The sequence below is a fragment of the Xanthomonas sp. F1 genome, from assembly GCF_014199855.1.
Genome location: NZ_JACHOK010000012.1, coordinates 12,275 through 29,623 on the forward strand (window position 1 = coordinate 12,275; position 17,349 = coordinate 29,623).

Here is a 17,349-nt window from a genome sequence, read left to right on the forward strand (position 1 = left end):
TCGCGGAAAGCCGCCGTCCGCCGCTGCCACCGCGCAATCCGGGCGGCGTCAGCGCTGGTGGATCTCCTTGCGCAGCTGCGCCACGCAGCGCCGGCTGACTTCCAGCGGCTGCTTGCCATGGCGCAACACCGCCTGCACCTGGCCCTCGCCGAGCCGGCGCAACTCCACCAGTTCGTGGCGCGCGACCAGGCAGTTGCGGTGGATGCGCACGAAGCGCTCGGCGAACTCCTCCTCCAGCGCGCGCAGCGATTCCTCGATCAAATCTTCGCCACGGGCGTGGTGCACCACCACGTACTTTTCCTCGGCCTGCAGGTAGTGGATGTCGTCGACCGGGATCAGCCGCAGGCTGCCGCGCAGGCGCGCGCACAGATGGGTGCGCCGTTGCGGCGCCGGCGCGGCCGCCGCGCCGCTGCCGCGTCCGGCCATGAAGGTGCGGGCCCGCTGCAGGGCCGCGGCCAGGCGCTCGGCGCGCACCGGCTTCATCAGGTAGTCGATCGCCGCCGCCTCGAACGCGGACAGCGCATGCGCGTCGTAGGCGGTGCAGAACACCACCGCCGGGCGCGGTTCGAAGGTCGCCAGGTGGCGCGCCGCCTCCAGCCCGTCGAGACCCGGCATGGCGATGTCCAGCAACACCAGGTCCGGCTGCGCGGCGGCGCAGGCGTGCAGCGCGTCCATGCCGTTGTCGGCTTCGGCCACCACTTCCACGCCGGCATGTGCGGCCAGCAGCGTGCGCAGGCGTTCGCGCGCCAGGGGTTCGTCGTCGGCGATCAGTACCTTCACCCAGATCTCCCCGCTCGGCTGGCGTGCGCTGCGGCCGATACTAGCCCCGGTTCCGGGCGCCCGCCACGGGTACCGCACCATGCCGCCACGCGGCCGCCGTCCTCAGCTGCCGGTGATGCAGGCGTCCATCCAGTCGCCCAGGTCGGCGATTTCCTCGGCGCAGACCTGGTGCGCCATCGGGTAGCGTCGCCACTGCACCGGCATGCCCAGCGCCTGCAGGGTCTGCGCGGTGCGCTCGGCGTAGGGCTGCGGGATGACCGGGTCGCCCTGGCCGTGAGCCATGAACAACGGTTGCCGCAGGGCCGCCGGGGCGTGCCAGCGAGCGACGCTCTCCAGTTCCGGCAGATAGGTGGACAGGCCGATCAGGCCGGCCAGCGGCCGTTCGCGGCGCAGGCCGGCGGCGAGGGTGATCGCCCCGCCCTGGGAAAAGCCGGCCAGCAGCAAGCGCTCGGCCGGCACGCCGCGCGCGTCCTCGCGCGCGATCAGTTCCTCGACCTGGGCCACCGATTCGGCGACGCCGGCGCTGTCGGCACGGTTGGAGAAATCCATGCTGACGATGTCGTACCAGGCGCGCATGCGTACACCGTTGTTGATCGTCACCGCCCGCACCGGCGCGTGCGGAAACACGAAGCGCAGCGCCGGCCAGTGCGGCCGCAGCAGTTCCGGCACCAGCGGCGCGAAGTCGTTGCCGTCGGCACCCAGGCCGTGCAGCCACAGGACGCTCCAGCGCGGCGCGGCGCCGGTCTCGTGTTCCACTGTCTCCAGCATGTCGGTTCCCGATGAATGAGGCCGGATAGTATGCCGGCCTCAGCCCTGGGCCTGCGCCTCGGCCTCGGCACGGCGTGCAGCCGCTTCACGGCGCAGCTCCGCGGCGCGCAGCAGCACCGCCGGCGGCTGCGACTCCTCGGGAATGGCGAGGATGCGCAGCTTGCGCAGCCACAGGCCGGCGGCGCGCGAGGAACTGATCGCCACCACCGGTACCGCCAGCGCCATGCCGATCACCACCGGTGCCATCCACGCCGCCAGCGACGGCGACACGGCATAGGCCATGCCGCCCATCAGCAGGCCGAACGCGCTCAGTCCGCCGTAGCTGCGCAACAGCGCCGCCCACGAGATCCGGCCGTCGTCGCGCTGCTGCGCGTCCCAGCCCGAGTCCTTGCCGGCCAGCACCTCGGCGACGCCGCGCGACTGCACGTACATCACCACCGGCGCCATCAGCGCGGCCAGCAGGGTTTCCAGCAGCATGCTGACGAAGGCGCGCAGCCCGCCGCCGCAGCCGCGGCGTTCGCCGGGCTTGAGCAGCATCGCGAAGTAGCCCATCACCTTGGGCGCCAGCAGCACGAACATGGTCACCGCGAACACCCAGGCCACCCGCGTGGAATCCTGCTGGTGCCAGTAGCGCGCCGGCGAGAACGGCGAGATCACCGAGGCGACCAGGTCGAAGCCGCCGTTCTGCAGCGGAATGGCGATGCCGATCAGCATCAACATGCCCCACATCGGCGCAGTGAAGTAATGGCCGATGCCGATCAGCATGTGCATGCGGCTGACCCAGTGCAGGCCGCGCGCGCGCACCACCTTGGAGTGCTGCAGGTTGCCCTGGCACCAGCGGCGGTCGCGCACCAGCAGGTCGGTCAGCGTCGGCGGGCCTTCCTCGTAGCTGCCCTGCAGGTACGGCACCATGTGCATGGCCCAGCCACCACGGCGCATCAGCGCCGCTTCGACGAAGTCGTGGCTGAGCACGTGGCCGCAGAACGGCTTGCGCCCGGGCAGCGACGGCAGGCCGGCCTGCGCGGCGAAGGCCTCGGTGCGGATCATCGCGTTGTGGCCCCAGTAGTTGCTTTCCGAACCGTGCCACCAGGCCACGCCGAAGGCGATCACCGGGCCATAGACGCGGCCGCCGAACTGCTGCATGCGTGCGAACAAGGTGTTGCCGTTGACCACTTCCGGCAGGGTCTGGATCAGGCCGACGTCGGGGTTGGCCTCCATGCCGGCGGCCAGGCGCACGATGCTGTCGCCGGTCATCAGGCTGTCGGCGTCCAGGATCAGCATCTGCGGATAGGCCCCGCCGAAACGGCGCACCCAGTCGGCGATGTTGCCGGCCTTGCGCCCGGCGTTGCTGGCGCGGCGCCGGTAGAACAGCCGGCCCTGGCCGCCGACGCGCTCCACCAGCTCGGCATACACCTTCTCTTCTTCCGCGCCGATCGCCGGACGCGTGGTGTCGCTGAGAATGAAGAAATCGAAGCGCTCGATCTGGCCGGTGGCCTCCACCGACTCGTAGATCGCCTGCAGCCCAGCCATCAGCCGGTGAGGATCCTCGTTGTAGGTGGGCATCAGCAGCGCGGTGCGGTTGCGCACCTGCGGCAGCGGCGCATCCGGATCGATGCCGAGCTTGCGGCCCTTGCCGAACACCAGGGTGAAGAAGCCGGCCAGCGCACTGACGAAGGACAGCGCGATCCAGGCGAACAACGGGATGAACAGCACCATCAGGCAGGCTTCGAGCACGCTCACGCCGCCGATCAGCAGGACCTTGGCGATCAGCCAACTGGCATAGGCGGTCATCGCCGCGGTGGTGCCGAACACGTAGAACCGCCGCCAGCCGATCCCGATCGGGGTGCTGGGCAGGCGCGTGTTGCGCAGCTTGCCTTCCTGCAGCGACTGCAGCGGCATGGACAGCGGCGCTTCGGGCGGCAGGACCGCCTGGCCGGCATCCAAGGGGGCATCGACGGGCACGGCCGGTGTGGGGGCGACCGCGCTCATGCGATCTGCCGATCGCGTCCGGCGCCGCAGCGCCATCGGAAAATGCCGCGGGCGGACGGCACGGCGGATGCCGCCGCGGCCACGCGCGTCTCGTTATGTTCGCCAGTTGGTACCACGTGCTCTCCTGTCGACGGGCAAAGACGCCCGTCAATGTAAACCTTAAATAGTAAGCTTTCGCGAAGGCGACCACCGGCGCGGTGGCGGCACTGGCCGCCGATCCGTTCAGCCACGTCTTCACTCGCGCTCACCCTGGTTTCACCGCGCGCGCCGACCATGAAGCCCTGTCCGGCAATGGAGGATCGGCGCATGCGGCACCCGGCCCGGCGACGTACTGACACCCCTGGCGAGCAGCCGCGGCCATCGACGGCGGCGCAGGCACCGACCCAGCCCGGGCAACCGGCCTTGCTGATCGTGGACATGATCAGCCGCTTCGATTTCCCCGGCGGCGCGCACCTGGCGGCTGCCGCGCTGCCGGTGGCCGCACGCATCGCCCAGGTCCGCGCGCGCTTCCATCGCCGCGGTTGGCCGGTGCTGTTCGCCAACGACAACTTCGCCGACTGGCGGACCGATTTCGAGGGCCTGTGGACGCTGTGCGCCGATCCTGCACAACGCGGCGCGCAGATCGCGGCGTGCTTGGCACCGCGTCCGCAGGATTACTACGTGCTCAAGCCCAAGCACTCCGCCTTCCTCGGCTCGGCCCTGGCGCTGCTGCTGGCGCGGCTGCAGACCACCCACCTGCTGGTCACCGGCATCGCCACCGACGCCTGCGTGCTGGCCACCGCGATCGACGCGCGCATGCGCGACTTCCAGGTGCAGGTGCCGCCGTCGTGCTGCGCAGCGCTGGATGCCGGGCGCCAGCAACGGGCGCTGCGGCTGCTGCGCGAGGCCTTCGCGGTCCGCGTCAGCGAGCGGCTGCCGGCGCGCGCAGGCGGATGAGGGGGCTATTCCGCCGCCGGCACCGGGCCTGCGTCGTCATCCTCCTCGCCGAGTGGCCGCGGCACGAACGGAAACGCCAGGGTGATGGTGGTGCCGCGGCCCAGTTCCGATTCGACGTCGACGAAGCCGCCGGCCTGGCGCACCAGGCCGTAGACCTGGGCCAGTCCGAGGCCAGTGCCCTTGCCCTCGGGCTTGGTGGTGAAGTACGCCTCGAACAGGCGCGACTTGACCTCCTCGGACATGCCTTCGCCCTGGTCGCCGACCGCCAGGGTCACGTAGCGGCCTGGCTGGCGCATCGCTGCCGCACGCGACGGCGGCACCTCCAGCGCGCCGCAGCGGATCGTCACCGCATCGCCGGGACGGCTGGCGTCGCGCGCGTTCAGTGCCAGGTTGAGCACCGCCTGCTCGACCGCGTTGCGATCGGCATAAGTCGTGGCCACCTCGGCGCACGCAAGCAATTGCAGCCGCATCTCGCCGCCCAACGCCTGCGCCAGCAGCGGCTGCATCTGTGTCACCAACGCGTTCAGGTCCAGCCAGGCCGGCTTGACCGGATGGGCGCGGGCGAAGCCGAGCAGGCGCCGGGTCATGCTTGCGCCGTGCTGCAAAGCCTCGTTGGCGATGCCGAGCAGGCGGCGCTGGTCCGGCTGCAGGCGCTGCGGATGCTCGGCGACCATGCTCACCGAAGTCATCGCGGTATGCAGCATGTTGTTGAAGTCGTGGACCACGCCGGCGAGCATCTGCCCGACCGCTTCACCCTTCTGCGCCTGGGTCATCGCACGCTCGGCCACGCGCTGCGCCGCCAGGGCGATGTCCAGCTGCCCGCGCAGCTGCGACTGCTCTGCCTGCCAATGGCGGCCCAACGCCGCAGCATCGGCCGGCCCCAGCGGCGCCTCCTCGGCAGCGATCGGCGCCAGATCGCCCAGCGCGCGCAGCGCCTGCTCGATCTGATACTGCTGGGTGACGTCGCGGCTGATCACCAGCACGCTCTCGACCCGCGCCGACGCGTTGGCCAGCGGACTGACCATCACGTGCCACCAGCGCTGCCGCCCATCCAGCGACGGGCGCTCCGCCCAAAATTCGCGCTGCTCGTTGCCCAGCGCCGCGGCGAAGGCGCCCTGGGTCAGCGAGCGCATGTCTTCGGGCCACAGCTCCGCCCAGGGATGGCCGACGATGTCGGCGGGGTCGGACACCCCGAGCAGGGCCAGTCCGTGGGGGTTGATCGAGCGCACGATGCCGTCGCGGCCGACTTCCTTGATGCAGTCGTGTGAGAGCTCGACGATCTGCCGATAGTGGGCGTGCGTGGTCAAGCCGCGTCTCTCAATAAGTAAGGTCGAGAATATCGGGATTTACGCGACGTCACCAGCGCTTCACCGCCGAATCGTGAATCTGACAGCAATCACTCACGGGGCAATAACGGCATTATGCGCGCAGTATCCGCCTTCACCGCCATTCTTCTGGTGGAGGACGACCAGACGATTCGGGAATTGGCCGCGGCCATGCTCGCCGCCGACGGATACCGGGTGCTGTCGGCGGCGACCGCACAGGAAGCGCTGGAGGTGCTGGAGCGGCATCCGGAGGTGGAGCTGATCTTCAGCGACGTGCAGATGCCCCGCTGCGACGGCCTGAGCATGGTGCGCCAGTTGCGCCGCCGCGGCATCGCCACTCCCGCCCTGCTGACCTCGGCCATGCATTCGCCGGAGCATTGGATGTTGCCGGCGCAGACCGGTTTCCTGCCCAAGCCGTACCGTCGTGCCGATCTGCTGGCGGCGTTGGACCGCTTGCAGACCGGGAGCTGAGCGCGGCGATCGGCCGCGGCACGTCGCCGCAGCGATCACTCAGGAGGTGCGCGCGGATTCAGGTGAAGACCAGTTTTCCGTACCGTGCCGAACGGATCGCCGCCAGGCGCTCGGCGACGAAATAGGCACCCGCATGGGCATCGCGGAAATACACCCCGTCGAACGCGTGCCGGCCGAGCACCGCGCCGTCGTTGGCGCTGATGCGGATCTGCGGCTCCAACACGCCATCGGAGCGCGGACGCAACAGCGCGTCGAGGACGAAGCCATCCAATTCGCGGCGCATCTGCGGTTTCAAGACTGTCATGAGCACACTGCACCATAGACCGCATGAAGCTCGCACAACGGAGGTGGCCACCCGGTCGCAGGGAAGCGCGACACGTCTGCAACAACGAAAGCTAAACGATTCATTGGTGCCTGTTCCGTGATTCACCCCTGCGGCGTCTGCCGTTCGGCGAATCCACTATGCGCCGCGCTCGCCATTTCGCCGTAGACAAGCGCGCGCTTCACGCCTCTTTTATCGCCTCATTCGTACTTTGCTCCTGCATTATCGCATTGCAACAAAGTCGTTTCGTTTCGACGCTGCTGTGCCTCTTCCTTTGCTTCATGTCGCGCGCCCGCCAGGACGCGCGGCGGCAGTCGCTTTCCGTATGCCCCGTCCTCCCCCCTTTCCGACGGAACCGCCATGTCGCCCCCCAGCCCCGCCGACCTGACCGACAGACAACGCGATACCCATCCTGTGCTGCATGCGCCGCGCCGCCGCTATCGCGATGCGCGCGGCCGCTTCGTGCGCAACGCCGAGGTGACCGTCAAGCTGCAGCCGGCGCCGCGCCGGACCAGCCTGTTCGTGACCTCCGAGATGGCCGACTTCATCAAGGCCGGCGGCCTGGGCGACGTGGCCGCGGCCTTGCCGCGTGCGCTGCGCGGCAGCTGCGACATCCGCGTGTTGATCCCGGGCTACCCGGCGGTGCTGCGCAAAACCGGGCCGCTGGAGATCGTCGGCCGCATCGCCGCGCACGCCGGTCTGCCGGATTGCGCGCTGGGCCGTGCCGAGCGTCCGGACGGGCTGTGCATCTATGTGCTGCTGTGCCCGCAACTGTTCGAGCGCCAGGGTTCGCCCTACGTGTGCAGCGAAGGCCGCGACTGGGAAGACAACGCGCTGCGCTTCGCCACCCTGTCCCACGCCGCGGCGCAGATCGCCGGCGGCCAGGCCGGCCTGGACTGGACCCCGGAGCTGCTGCACCTCAACGACTGGCCGTGCGCCCTGGCTGCCGCCTACGTGCGCTGGTCCGGCGGCCGCACGCCGTGCCTGCTGACCATCCACAACCTCGCCTACCAGGGCCTGTTCCCGTATGCGATGGCCGGCGCCCTGGGCATCCCCGCCGACGGGCTGCAGGACCTGGAGTTCTACGGGCAGATGTCGTTCCTGCGCGCAGGCATCGTCCACGCCGACCACGTCAACACGGTCAGCGTCAGCTATGCCGCGCAGATCACCGGTCCGGCGCAGGGCTGCGGCCTGGATGCACTGCTGGCGCGCCGCGCCGCCAACGGCCGCCTGAGCGGCATCGTCAACGGCATCGACGCCAGTTGGGACCCGCGCACCGACGCGCACCTGCCGGCCCATTTCGGTGTCGGCCAGATCCAGGGCAAGCGCGAAAATGCGGCGCAGGTGCGCCAGGCATTCGGCCTGCTCGACAGCGACGGCCCGCTGTTCGCGGTGGTCTCGCGGCTGGTGCACCAGAAGGGCCTGGACCTGATCTGCGAGGTGGCGCCGCAGATCGTCGCCGCTGGCGGCCAGATCGTGATCATCGGCGGCGGCGAGCCGCAGATCGAACAGGCGGTGGCGGCGCTGGCGCGACGCTACCCCGGCCATGTCGGCGCGCACATCGGCTTCGAGGAGCGGCTGGCGCGGCGCATGTTCGCCGGCTCCGACTTCCTGCTGATGCCCTCGCGCTTCGAGCCCTGCGGGCTGAGCCAGATGTACGCGCAGCGCTTCGGCAGCCTGCCGATCGCCCACGCCACCGGCGGCCTGATCGACACGGTGGACGACGGCGTCACCGGCTTCCTGTTCGAGGAAGCCTCGGCCGACGGCCTGCGTCGCTGCCTGCAGCGGGTGTTCCGCACCTTCCGCCTGCCGGGCCTGCTGCAGGCGATGCGCCGTGCGGCGATGCTGCGGCCCAGCGGCTGGGAGCTGGCTGGGCGCAAATACATGGCACTGTACGAGCGCACCGCCGCCACCGTGGCGCCGGCTGGCCACGCTCCGGCGATGGCCAGCGCCACGGTGCCGGTCACCGCGAGTGCCATGGCCGCCGCATGAGCGATCGGGAACACGCCGTGGACCCGGCCGCCGGCCGGGACCCGGCGGCGGACACGGAGGACGACGGCGACGGCCTTGCGCTGCGGGCGCTGGCCCGCGGCGAGGCGATCGATGCCTTCGCCTGGCTTGGTCCTCATCTACAGGCCGACGGCACGGTCCGGGTACGCGTGCTGGCGCCCGGCGCCGAGGCGCTGGGCCTGCTCGACGCGCAGGGCAAGCTGATCGCGCGGATGCGTGCCCACCCGCAGGCCGACGGCCTGTTCGAGGGCGAACTCAAGCAGCCCATGCACTACCGGCTGCGCATCGTGTGGCCGGATGCGGTGCAGGAATGCGACGACCCGTATGCCTTCGGGCCGACGCTCGATCCGGCCTGGCTGCAGGACCTGGCCGCTGGCGACGGTGCCGCCCTGCGCACCGCGCTGGGCGCGCACCATACCCGGGTCGGCGAGGTGGAGGGCGTGCGCTTCGCAGTGTGGGCGCCACAGGCCAGGCGGGTGGCGCTGGTCGGCGACTTCAACGGCTGGGACGCGCGCCGGCATCCGCTGCGCTTCCACTCGGACGCCGGAGTCTGGGAACTGTTCGTGCCCGGGCTGCACGGCGGCGAGCACTACCAATACGAACTGCAGGCCGCCGACGGCAGCGTGCTGCCGCGCAAGGCCGATCCGGTGGCCCGCTGCAGCGCCCTGGCGCCGTCCACCGCCTCGGTGGTGCCGTATGCCGATAGCCATGCCTGGGGCGATGCGGCCTGGCTGGCACAACGCGAGGCCCAGGCCGGCAGCGCGCAGCCACTGAGCGTCTACGAGCTGCATGCCGGTTCCTGGCGCCACGACGGCAATGGCCAGCCGCTGCACTGGGATGCGCTGGCCGCCGAGCTGATTCCCTACGTACGTGAGCTCGGCTTCACCCACATCGAGCTGCTGCCGATCGCCGAGTATCCGTTCGGCGGTTCCTGGGGCTACCAGCCGCTGGGCCTGTATGCGCCCACCGCACGCCACGGCGACGCCGACGGCTTCGCGCGCTTCGTCGATGCCTGCCACCAGGCCAGCATCGGCGTGCTGCTGGATTGGGTGGGAGCGCACTTCCCCGACGACCCGCACGGCCTGCAGCGCTTCGACGGCAGCGCCCTGTACGAACACGCCGACCCGCGCGAAGGCGTGCATCGCGAGTGGAATACGCTGGTCTACAACTACGGCCGCCCGGAAGTGGTGGCCTATCTGATCGGCAGCGCGCTGGAGTGGATCGAGCGCTTCCATGTCGATGGCCTGCGCGTGGATGCGGTGGCGGCAATGCTGTACCGCGACTACGGCCGCAACGCCGGCGAATGGATCCCCAACGCCCACGGCGGCCGCGAGAACCTGGAGGCGATCGCCTTCCTGCGCCGGCTCAACGACGAGATCGCGCAGCGCTTCCCCGGCGTGCGCACCATCGCCGAGGAATCCACCGCCTGGCCGGGCGCCACTGCGCCCACGCAGCAAGGCGGACTGGGCTTCAGCCACAAGTGGAACATGGGCTGGGCGCACGACACCCTGCGCTACCTGCAGCGCGATCCGTTGTACCGGCAGCACCACCACAGCGAGATGAGCTTCGGCCTGGTGTATGCGTTCTCCGAGCATTTCGTGCTGCCGCTGTCGCACGACGAGGTGGCGCGCGGCAAGGGCTCGCTGCTGGCGCGCATGCCCGGCGACGCCTGGCAGCGCTTCGCCAACCTGCGCGCCTACCTGGCCTTCATGTGGGCGCATCCCGGACGCAAGTTGCTGTTCATGGGCTGCGAGTTCGGGCAATGGCAGGACTGGGACCACGACCGGCCGCTGGACTGGGGGCAGGCGCAGCAGCCCGAGCACCGCGGCATTGCCCGGCTGGTCGCCGACCTCAACCGGCAGTTGCGCGCGTTGCCGGCGCTGTACCGCAGCGACCGCAGCAGCGACGGCTTCGAGTGGAGCATCGCCGACGATCACCACAACAGCGTCTTCGCCTTCGTCCGCCACGACCGCGACGGCGGCGCGCCGCCGCTGCTGGCGGTGAGCAATTTCACGCCGAACGTACACCACGATTACCGCGTGGGGGTGCCGCGTAGCGGACGCTGGCGCGAGCTTCTCAACAGCGACAGCGGCTATTACGGCGGTTCCAACCAAGGCAACGGCGGCGTGCTGTCGACCCTGCCGCAACCGATGCACGGGCATGCGCAATCGCTGGCGCTGACCCTGCCGCCGCTGTCCACCCTTTGGCTGCAACCGGACTTCTGAACATGGCCACGACTGCCGCATCGATCGACTCCCCTGCCGCACCGCGCGCGGCGCTGCGCCCCGGCGCCTGGCCGGGCGCCAACGGCGAGGTCGCCTTCGCGCTGTGGGCACCGGATGCCCAGCGCGTGGAGCTGGTGTTCGGCGACGATCGGCGGCAGCCGCTGGAGGCGATCGGCGACGGTTACTTCGCCGCCACCCTGGCGTGTGCGCCCGGCACCCGCTACCGCTACGCCATCGACGGCGGCACGCCGGTGCCGGACCCCGCCTCGCGCTGGCAGCCCGAAGGCGTACATGGTCCCAGCGCGGTACTGGCCACCGACGGCCATGCGTGGCGCCACGGCGACTGGCGCGGCCGGCCCTGGGCCGAGACCGTGTTCTACGAACTGCACGTGGGCACCTGCGGCGGCTACGCCGGGTTGCGCGCGCAACTGCAGACGCTGGCTGCGCTCGGCGTCACCGCGATCGAACTGATGCCGCTGGCCGAATTCCCCGGCCGCCACAACTGGGGCTATGACGGCGTGTTGCCGTACGCACCGGCCTCGGCCTACGGCCATCCGGACGAACTCAAGGCGCTGATCGACGAGGCCCACGGCCTGGGCCTGAGCGTGTTCCTGGACGTGGTCTACAACCACTTCGGCCCGGACGGCAATTACCTGGGCCAGTACGCCTCGACCTTCTTCCGCGAGGACGCGCCGACCCCCTGGGGCGCGGCGATCGATTTCCGCCTGGCGCCGGTGCAGCGCTACTTCATCGACAACGCGCTGATGTGGCTGCACGAGTACCGCTTCGACGGCCTGCGCCTGGACGCGGTGCACGCGATCGTGCCCAACGCCTTCCTCGACACCCTGCGCGAGGCGATCATGGCCAGCGTCGCCGACGGGCGCCACGTGCACCTGGTGCTGGAGAACGAGGCCAACCAGGCCGACGTGCTGGAACGCGGCTACAGCGCGCAGTGGGACGACGACTTCCACAACAGCCTGCACGTGCTGCTGACCGACGAACACGAGGGCTACTACGCCGGCTTCGCCGATGCGCCGGCGCAGCACCTGGCGCGCGTGCTCGGCGAAGGCTTCGCCTTCCAGGGCCAGGCCGACCACCGTGGGCACGCGCGCGGCGAGCCCAGCGGCCACCTGCCGCCGCACAAGTTCGTGATCTTCGCGCAGAACCACGACCAGATCGGCAACCGCGCCCGCGGCGACCGGCTGATCACCCAGGTAAGCGAACCAGCGCTGCGCGCGGCGCTGGCGCTGACCGCGCTGACCCCGATGATCCCGCTGTTCTTCATGGGCGAGCCGTGGGGCAGCCGCACCCCGTTCCAGTTCTTCACCGATTTCGCGCCGCCGCTGGACGAGGCGGTGCGCGAGGGCCGGCGCCGCGAGTTCGCGCACTTCGCCGCTTTCGCCGATCCGGAGCAGCGCGCCACCATTCCCGATCCGAACGCGCCGAGCACCTTCCAGGCCTCCATCGCCGACATCAGCGACGCCACCCACGGCGACGGCGCGCGCTGGCGCGACTGGTTCGCGGCGTTGATGGCGCTGCGCCGCCAGCACTTGATGCCGGCATTGACCCAGGCCAGCGCGCTAGGGGCTCAGGTGATTGGTCCGAAGGCGATCGCCGCGGGCTGGCGCCTGGGCGACGGCGAATGGCACGTGGCCGCCAACTTCGGCGACGCGGCGGTGGCGCTGGAGCTGCCCGGCAGCACCGTGCATGCGGAGAACGCCGGCAACGACGCCGCGCAGTTGCCGCCCAACGCCTTCGTCGCGCGCTACCGGCCCGGCCACGCCGCATGAGCGCCCGCTGTCGCGACGCCATCGCGACAGCGTCCCCGGCACGCTGGCTGCCTCGTTCGCTGCCCACCGCCGCGCACGCGCCGCCGGCGCGCGCGGGCGGGACCGCGGCGGATGCCTCTTCCTTCGCCCTGTTGCCCGGTTCGCCCTGCCCATGACCGACACTTCCCTGCACACCCTGGCCGACGCCGCCGGCCTGCTGGTCGACTGGATCGATGCCAGCGACACGCCGCGCACGGTCGCCGACGATACCCTGCGCCATGTACTCGGCGCGCTGGGTCTGGGCGCGCGCGACGCTGCCGCCTGCCGCGACAGCCTGCGCCGGCTGCAGGCCGATGCCGCGCTGCCGCCGCTGCTGACCGCCGACGCCGGCGCGCCGGTCGAGGTCGGCGCCGCACCCGGCGCGGCGTATCGGCTCGACAGCGAGGACGGGCGCGCGCTGCACGGCCACTGCGACGCGCAGGGCCGCCTCGTCGCACCCGACGCCGCCGGTTACTGGACGCTGCAGCACGGCGACCGCAGCACCACCCTGGCGGTGGCGCCACCGCGCTGCTATGGCGTCGCCGACGCGGTGAGCGCGGCGCAGCCGCGGCGCTGGGGCGTGTCGCTGCAGGTGTATTCGGCGCCGGGCGCCTACGATGCCGGCATCGGCGACGCCGACGGCACCGCCGCCTGGGCCACGCGCATCGCCGCGGCCGGCGGCGATGCCATCGCCTTGAGCCCGGTGCATGCAGCGCGGCCGATCGGCGCGCACTACAGCCCGTATTCGCCCAGCGATCGCCGCTTCCTGGATCCGTTGCAGGCGGCGCCGGCGCGGGTGCTCGGTACGGCCGCCGCGCAGCGCGCGCTGGAGGCGGCCGGGCTGGCGCAGGCCTTCGCCGAGGCGCAGGCGCGCCCGCTGATCGACTGGCCGGTCTCCGCCGGATTGAAGTGGCAGTGGCTGCGGCAGCTGCACGCCGACTTCGGCCACGCCGACGCGGCCCTGCACGCCGACCTGGCCGCATTCGAACGCGACGGCGGCAGTGCGCTGCACGCGCATGCCGCGTTCGCCGCGCAGGACTTCGGTGACGCCGATCCGGGCCTGCACCGCTTCGCGCAATGGCTGGCCGCGCGCAGTTGGGCCGACGTGCAGCGCCAGGCGCGCGCGGACGGCATGGGCATCGGCCTGATCGCCGACCTGGCGGTGGGCTTCGACGCGCACGGCGCCGAGGCCGCGGCCTGGCCGCAGGCGGTGCTGCAGGGACTGGAACTGGGCGCGCCGCCGGACGCCTTCAACGGCGACGGCCAGGCCTGGGGCATCTGCGGCTATGCACCGACCGCGCTGCGCGCCAGTGGCTTCGCGCCGTTCATCGAACTGCTGCGCGCGGTGATGCGCGATCGCGGCGGCGTGCGCATCGACCACATCCTCGGCCTGCTGCGGCTGTGGGTGATCCCGCGCGGCGCGCCCTCCTCGACCGGCGTGTATCTGCGCTATCCGTTGCACGACCTGCTGCGCCTGCTGGCGCTGGAGTCCTGGCGGCACCGCGCGATCGTGATCGGCGAGGACCTGGGCGTGGTGCCGGACGGCATCCGCGCAGAACTGTCGCGCCGCGGGGTGATGGGCATCGACGTACTGCTGTTCACCCGCGACCGCGCCGGCGCGTTCCTGCCGCCGGCGCAGTGGCGCCCCGACGCCCTGGCCACCACCACCACCCACGACCTGCCGACCCTGCGCGGCTGGCGCCGCGGCGAGGACATCGACTGGCGCCGACGCCTGCAACTGAGCGACGCCGCGCAGCAACACGCCGACCACCAGGCGCGCAGCGACGACGTCGCGCACATGGACGACGCGGTCGCCGCGGCGCTGCCGCCGGACCAGGCCGCCGACCCGGAACTGGGCGCGCTGCGTTTCGTCGCCGCCACGCCGTCGCCGCTGGCGCTGCTGCCGGCCGAGGACGCGCTGGGGCTGGACCAGCAACCGAACCTGCCGGGTACCGTCGACGGCCATCCGAACTGGCGCCGGCGCCTGCCCGCGCCCGACGCGGCGGCCGCCGCTGCCACCCTCACCACGCGCCTGGACGCGTTCGCCCAGACCCGCCAGACCACCGCCACCGCCGCGCCAGGAGCCGACGCATGCGCATGATTCCCCTGCGGGCCACCGCCCGCCTGCAGTTGCATGCCGATTTCACCCTGCTCGATGCCGCCGCGCAGGTGCCCTACTACGCCGGGCTGGGCATCAGCCATCTGTACCTGTCGCCGATCGGCACCGCCGTGCCCGGCTCCACCCACGGCTACGACGTCACCGACCCGCGCCAGGTCAATCCCGAACTCGGCGGCGAACCGGCGCTGCTGCACCTGTCCGAGCGCGCGCGCAGCCACGGCATGGGCCTGATCCTGGACATCGTGCCCAACCACATGGCCACCCACCCGAGCAATCCGTGGTGGTGGGACGTGCTCACCCATGGCCGGCGCAGCCGCCATGCCGGCTGGTTCGACATCGACTGGCGCGCGCCCGGGCGCGAGGGCAAGCTGTGGTTGCCGGTGCTGGACCGCCCTTACGCGCAGGCGCTGAGCGAAGGCACGCTGCAGTTGCAGGTGGCCGAGGACGGCAGCGTCGTCCTGCAGCACCACGACCAGCGCTTCCCGATCCGCCTGGACGGTGCCATCGCCCAGGAACCGGCCAGTGCGCGCCCGGCGTGGGCGGCGCGGCTCAACGACGCCGCGCGGCTGGGCGACGACGCCCTGCACCGGCTGATCGAACGCCAGTGCTATCGCCTGGCCTGGTGGCGGGTCGGCAACGACATGCTCAACTACCGCCGCTTCTTCGACATCACCTCGCTGGCGGCGCTGCGCGTGGAGCAGAACGACGTGTTCGCCGCGGTCCACGAGCTGCCGCTGCGGCTGGTCGCCGAGGGTCATCTGGATGGCGTGCGGGTCGACCACGTCGACGGCCTGGCCGACCCCACCGGCTACGTGCAGCGGCTGCGCACGCAACTGGACCGCGCCGGCCGCCGCCGCGGCATCGCCCCGGGCGGCGTCGCCCTATACCTGGAAAAGATCCTGGCGCCGCACGAGCAGTTGCGCGCCGACTGGCCGTGCGACGGCACCACCGGCTACGACTTCATGGACCAGGTCGCCGCGGTGCTGCACGACCCGGCCGGCGCCGAACCGCTGACCGCGCTGTGGCGGCGCTGGAGCGGGCGCAGCGGCGACTTCGGCCAGGAACAGCGTGCCGCGCGCGATGAAATCCTGCAGGGGTCGCTGCAGGCCGAGTTGGTGCGCACGGTACAGGCGCTGGGTGCCGCCGCGCACCTGGATCCGCTGACCCGCGAGTTCAGCCCGCAGATGCTGGCGCGCGGGCTGATGGCCTTGCTGCGGCACTTCGAGGTGTACCGCACCTACGCCGGGCCGGACGGCCTGGACGACGACGATGCGGCGCGCCTGGCCCAGGCCGCGCAGCGCGCGCGCGCCGGTGCCGAGCCGCGGGTGTGCGCGGCGATCGACGCGATCGAACGCTGGAGCCGCGACGGCCGCGGCACCGGCAAGGCACAGGTGGCGCTGCGCCGGATCGTGCGCCGGCGCCTGGAACAGCTGTCGGCGCCGCTCAACGCCAAGTCGGTGGAGGACACCTCCTTCTACCGCCACGGCGTGCTGCTCTCGCGCAACGAGGTCGGCAGCGAGCCGGACGTGTTCGCGCTGACCCCCGACGCGTTCCACGCGGCGAACGCGGTGCGCGCGGAGCGCTATCCGCGCGCGCTGCTGGCCACCGCCACCCACGACCACAAGCGCGGCGAAGACGTGCGCATGCGCCTGGCCGCGCTCAGCGCGCAGGCGCCGTGGTGGGAGGCGCAGGTGGCGCGCTTCCAGGCGCTGTCGGCCGACCTGCTGCCGGCCGGCAGCGCCGCGCCGCTGCCCGGCGACCTGCTGATGCTGTGGCAGATGCTGGTGGCGGCATGGCCGCTGGAACTGGCGGTAGACGACGCCGACGGCCTGCGCGACTACGCCGAGCGCATCGGCGCCTGGCAGCTCAAGGCCGCGCGCGAAGCCAAGCTGCGCACCCACTGGACCTGGCCGGACGAGGACTACGAGCGCAATGCGCGTGCCCTGCTCGACGCCGCGCTGCTGCAGCCGGCCGGTGCCCCGTTGCGCGAGGCGCTGGCACAGGCGGCCGCGGCGCTGGCTCCGGCCGGCGCGCTCAACAGCCTGGTGCAGACCGCGCTGCGCCTGACCCTGCCCGGCGTGCCCGACCTGTACCAGGGCAGCGAAGGCTGGGATCTGTCGCTGGTGGATCCGGACAACCGCCGCCCGGTGGACTACGCGCTGCGCCAGGCCTGGCTGGGCGACGCCACTGCGCCGGACGCACTGCTGCAGGACTGGCACAGCGGCCACGTCAAGGCATGGCTGACCGCACAGCTGCTGCAACTGCGGCGCGCGCATCCGGCGCTGTTCGCACACGGCAGCTACACGCCGCTGCAGGCGCAGGGCCCGCAGGCCCAGCACGTACTGGGCTTCGTGCGCGAGCACGAGGGCACCTCGCTGGTGGTGGTGGTGCCGCGGCTGAGTGCGGCCGCGCAGGCGCTGCGGCCGGATGCGCCGCTGCGGCCGCAACTGGATTGGCGTAACACGGTTCTGACACTGCCCCAGGCAGAGTATCGTCCGGTGCTGGCCGACGCTGCCATCGCGACAACCTCGGCCATTCCGGTATCGGCGCTGTTCGCCGAGTTCCCGGTGGCCGTGCTGGTCGCCTCCCCCTGATC

Annotated in this window: 12 protein-coding genes; 7 read left to right on the plus strand and 5 right to left on the minus strand. The window is 71.5% G+C overall.

Annotated elements, in window-relative coordinates; all coding sequences use genetic code 11:
- Nucleotides 1–48: 48 nt before the first annotated feature.
- The 3 genes from GGR71_RS19060 to mdoH all read right to left on the minus strand — a co-directional run bounded on the left by GGR71_RS19060 (nt 49) and on the right by mdoH (nt 3,537).
- Nucleotides 49–780 (minus strand): response regulator, encoded by a 732-nt coding sequence (locus tag GGR71_RS19060; RefSeq protein WP_160963920.1) that lies wholly within the window; start codon nt 778–780, stop codon nt 49–51.
- A 102-nt stretch (nt 781–882) separates the two neighbouring features.
- A complete protein-coding gene (locus tag GGR71_RS19065) occupies nt 883–1,548 on the minus strand; it encodes an alpha/beta hydrolase (RefSeq protein ID WP_160963918.1) in 666 nt (221 codons plus the stop codon).
- A 39-nt stretch (nt 1,549–1,587) separates the two neighbouring features.
- The gene (mdoH, locus tag GGR71_RS19070; protein ID WP_160963916.1) at nt 1,588–3,537 is read right to left on the minus strand and encodes a glucans biosynthesis glucosyltransferase MdoH; all 1,950 of its coding nucleotides are present in this window, start codon (nt 3,535–3,537) and stop codon (nt 1,588–1,590) included.
- A gap of 306 nt (nt 3,538–3,843) precedes the next feature.
- Here mdoH and GGR71_RS19075 point away from each other — a divergent pair, with 306 nt between their 5' ends.
- Nucleotides 3,844–4,473 (plus strand): cysteine hydrolase family protein, encoded by a 630-nt coding sequence (locus GGR71_RS19075; protein WP_228136029.1) that lies wholly within the window; start codon nt 3,844–3,846, stop codon nt 4,471–4,473.
- 5 nt (nt 4,474–4,478) lie between these two features.
- Here GGR71_RS19075 and GGR71_RS19080 read toward each other — a convergent pair whose 3' ends face one another.
- Entirely contained in the window at nt 4,479–5,780 is a 1,302-nt protein-coding gene (locus GGR71_RS19080) for a two-component system sensor histidine kinase NtrB (protein ID WP_160963914.1), read from the minus strand.
- A gap of 114 nt (nt 5,781–5,894) precedes the next feature.
- On the opposite strand from GGR71_RS19080, the gene GGR71_RS19085 reads away from it, so the two are divergent.
- Nucleotides 5,895–6,269 (plus strand): response regulator, encoded by a 375-nt coding sequence (locus GGR71_RS19085; RefSeq protein ID WP_160963912.1) that lies wholly within the window; start codon nt 5,895–5,897, stop codon nt 6,267–6,269.
- A gap of 58 nt (nt 6,270–6,327) precedes the next feature.
- Here the strand turns inward: GGR71_RS19085 and GGR71_RS19090 are convergent, their stop codons facing one another.
- A complete protein-coding gene (locus GGR71_RS19090) occupies nt 6,328–6,573 on the minus strand; it encodes a hypothetical protein (RefSeq protein ID WP_237474690.1) in 246 nt (81 codons plus the stop codon).
- 378 nt (nt 6,574–6,951) lie between these two features.
- Here GGR71_RS19090 and glgA point away from each other — a divergent pair, with 378 nt between their 5' ends.
- From glgA to treY, 5 genes are all read left to right on the plus strand, one after another.
- The gene (gene glgA / locus GGR71_RS19095; protein WP_184452223.1) at nt 6,952–8,583 is read left to right on the plus strand and encodes a glycogen synthase GlgA; all 1,632 of its coding nucleotides are present in this window, start codon (nt 6,952–6,954) and stop codon (nt 8,581–8,583) included.
- Nucleotides 8,580–10,826 (plus strand): 1,4-alpha-glucan branching enzyme, encoded by a 2,247-nt coding sequence (locus GGR71_RS19100; RefSeq protein ID WP_160961811.1) that lies wholly within the window; start codon nt 8,580–8,582, stop codon nt 10,824–10,826. Before glgA ends, GGR71_RS19100 begins: the two co-directional genes overlap by 4 nt.
- Before the next feature lie 2 nt (nt 10,827–10,828).
- Complete coding sequence (gene treZ / locus GGR71_RS19105; protein WP_184452225.1) at nt 10,829–12,616, plus strand: malto-oligosyltrehalose trehalohydrolase; 1,788 nt, start codon at nt 10,829–10,831, stop codon at nt 12,614–12,616.
- Between the two features lie 151 nt (nt 12,617–12,767).
- The gene (locus tag GGR71_RS19110) at nt 12,768–14,735 is read left to right on the plus strand and encodes a 4-alpha-glucanotransferase (protein ID WP_160961814.1); all 1,968 of its coding nucleotides are present in this window, start codon (nt 12,768–12,770) and stop codon (nt 14,733–14,735) included.
- Nucleotides 14,732–17,347 (plus strand): malto-oligosyltrehalose synthase, encoded by a 2,616-nt coding sequence (gene treY, locus GGR71_RS19115; protein WP_184452239.1) that lies wholly within the window; start codon nt 14,732–14,734, stop codon nt 17,345–17,347. The genes GGR71_RS19110 and treY overlap by 4 nt, the downstream gene beginning before the upstream one ends.
- Nucleotides 17,348–17,349 lie beyond the last annotated feature (2 nt).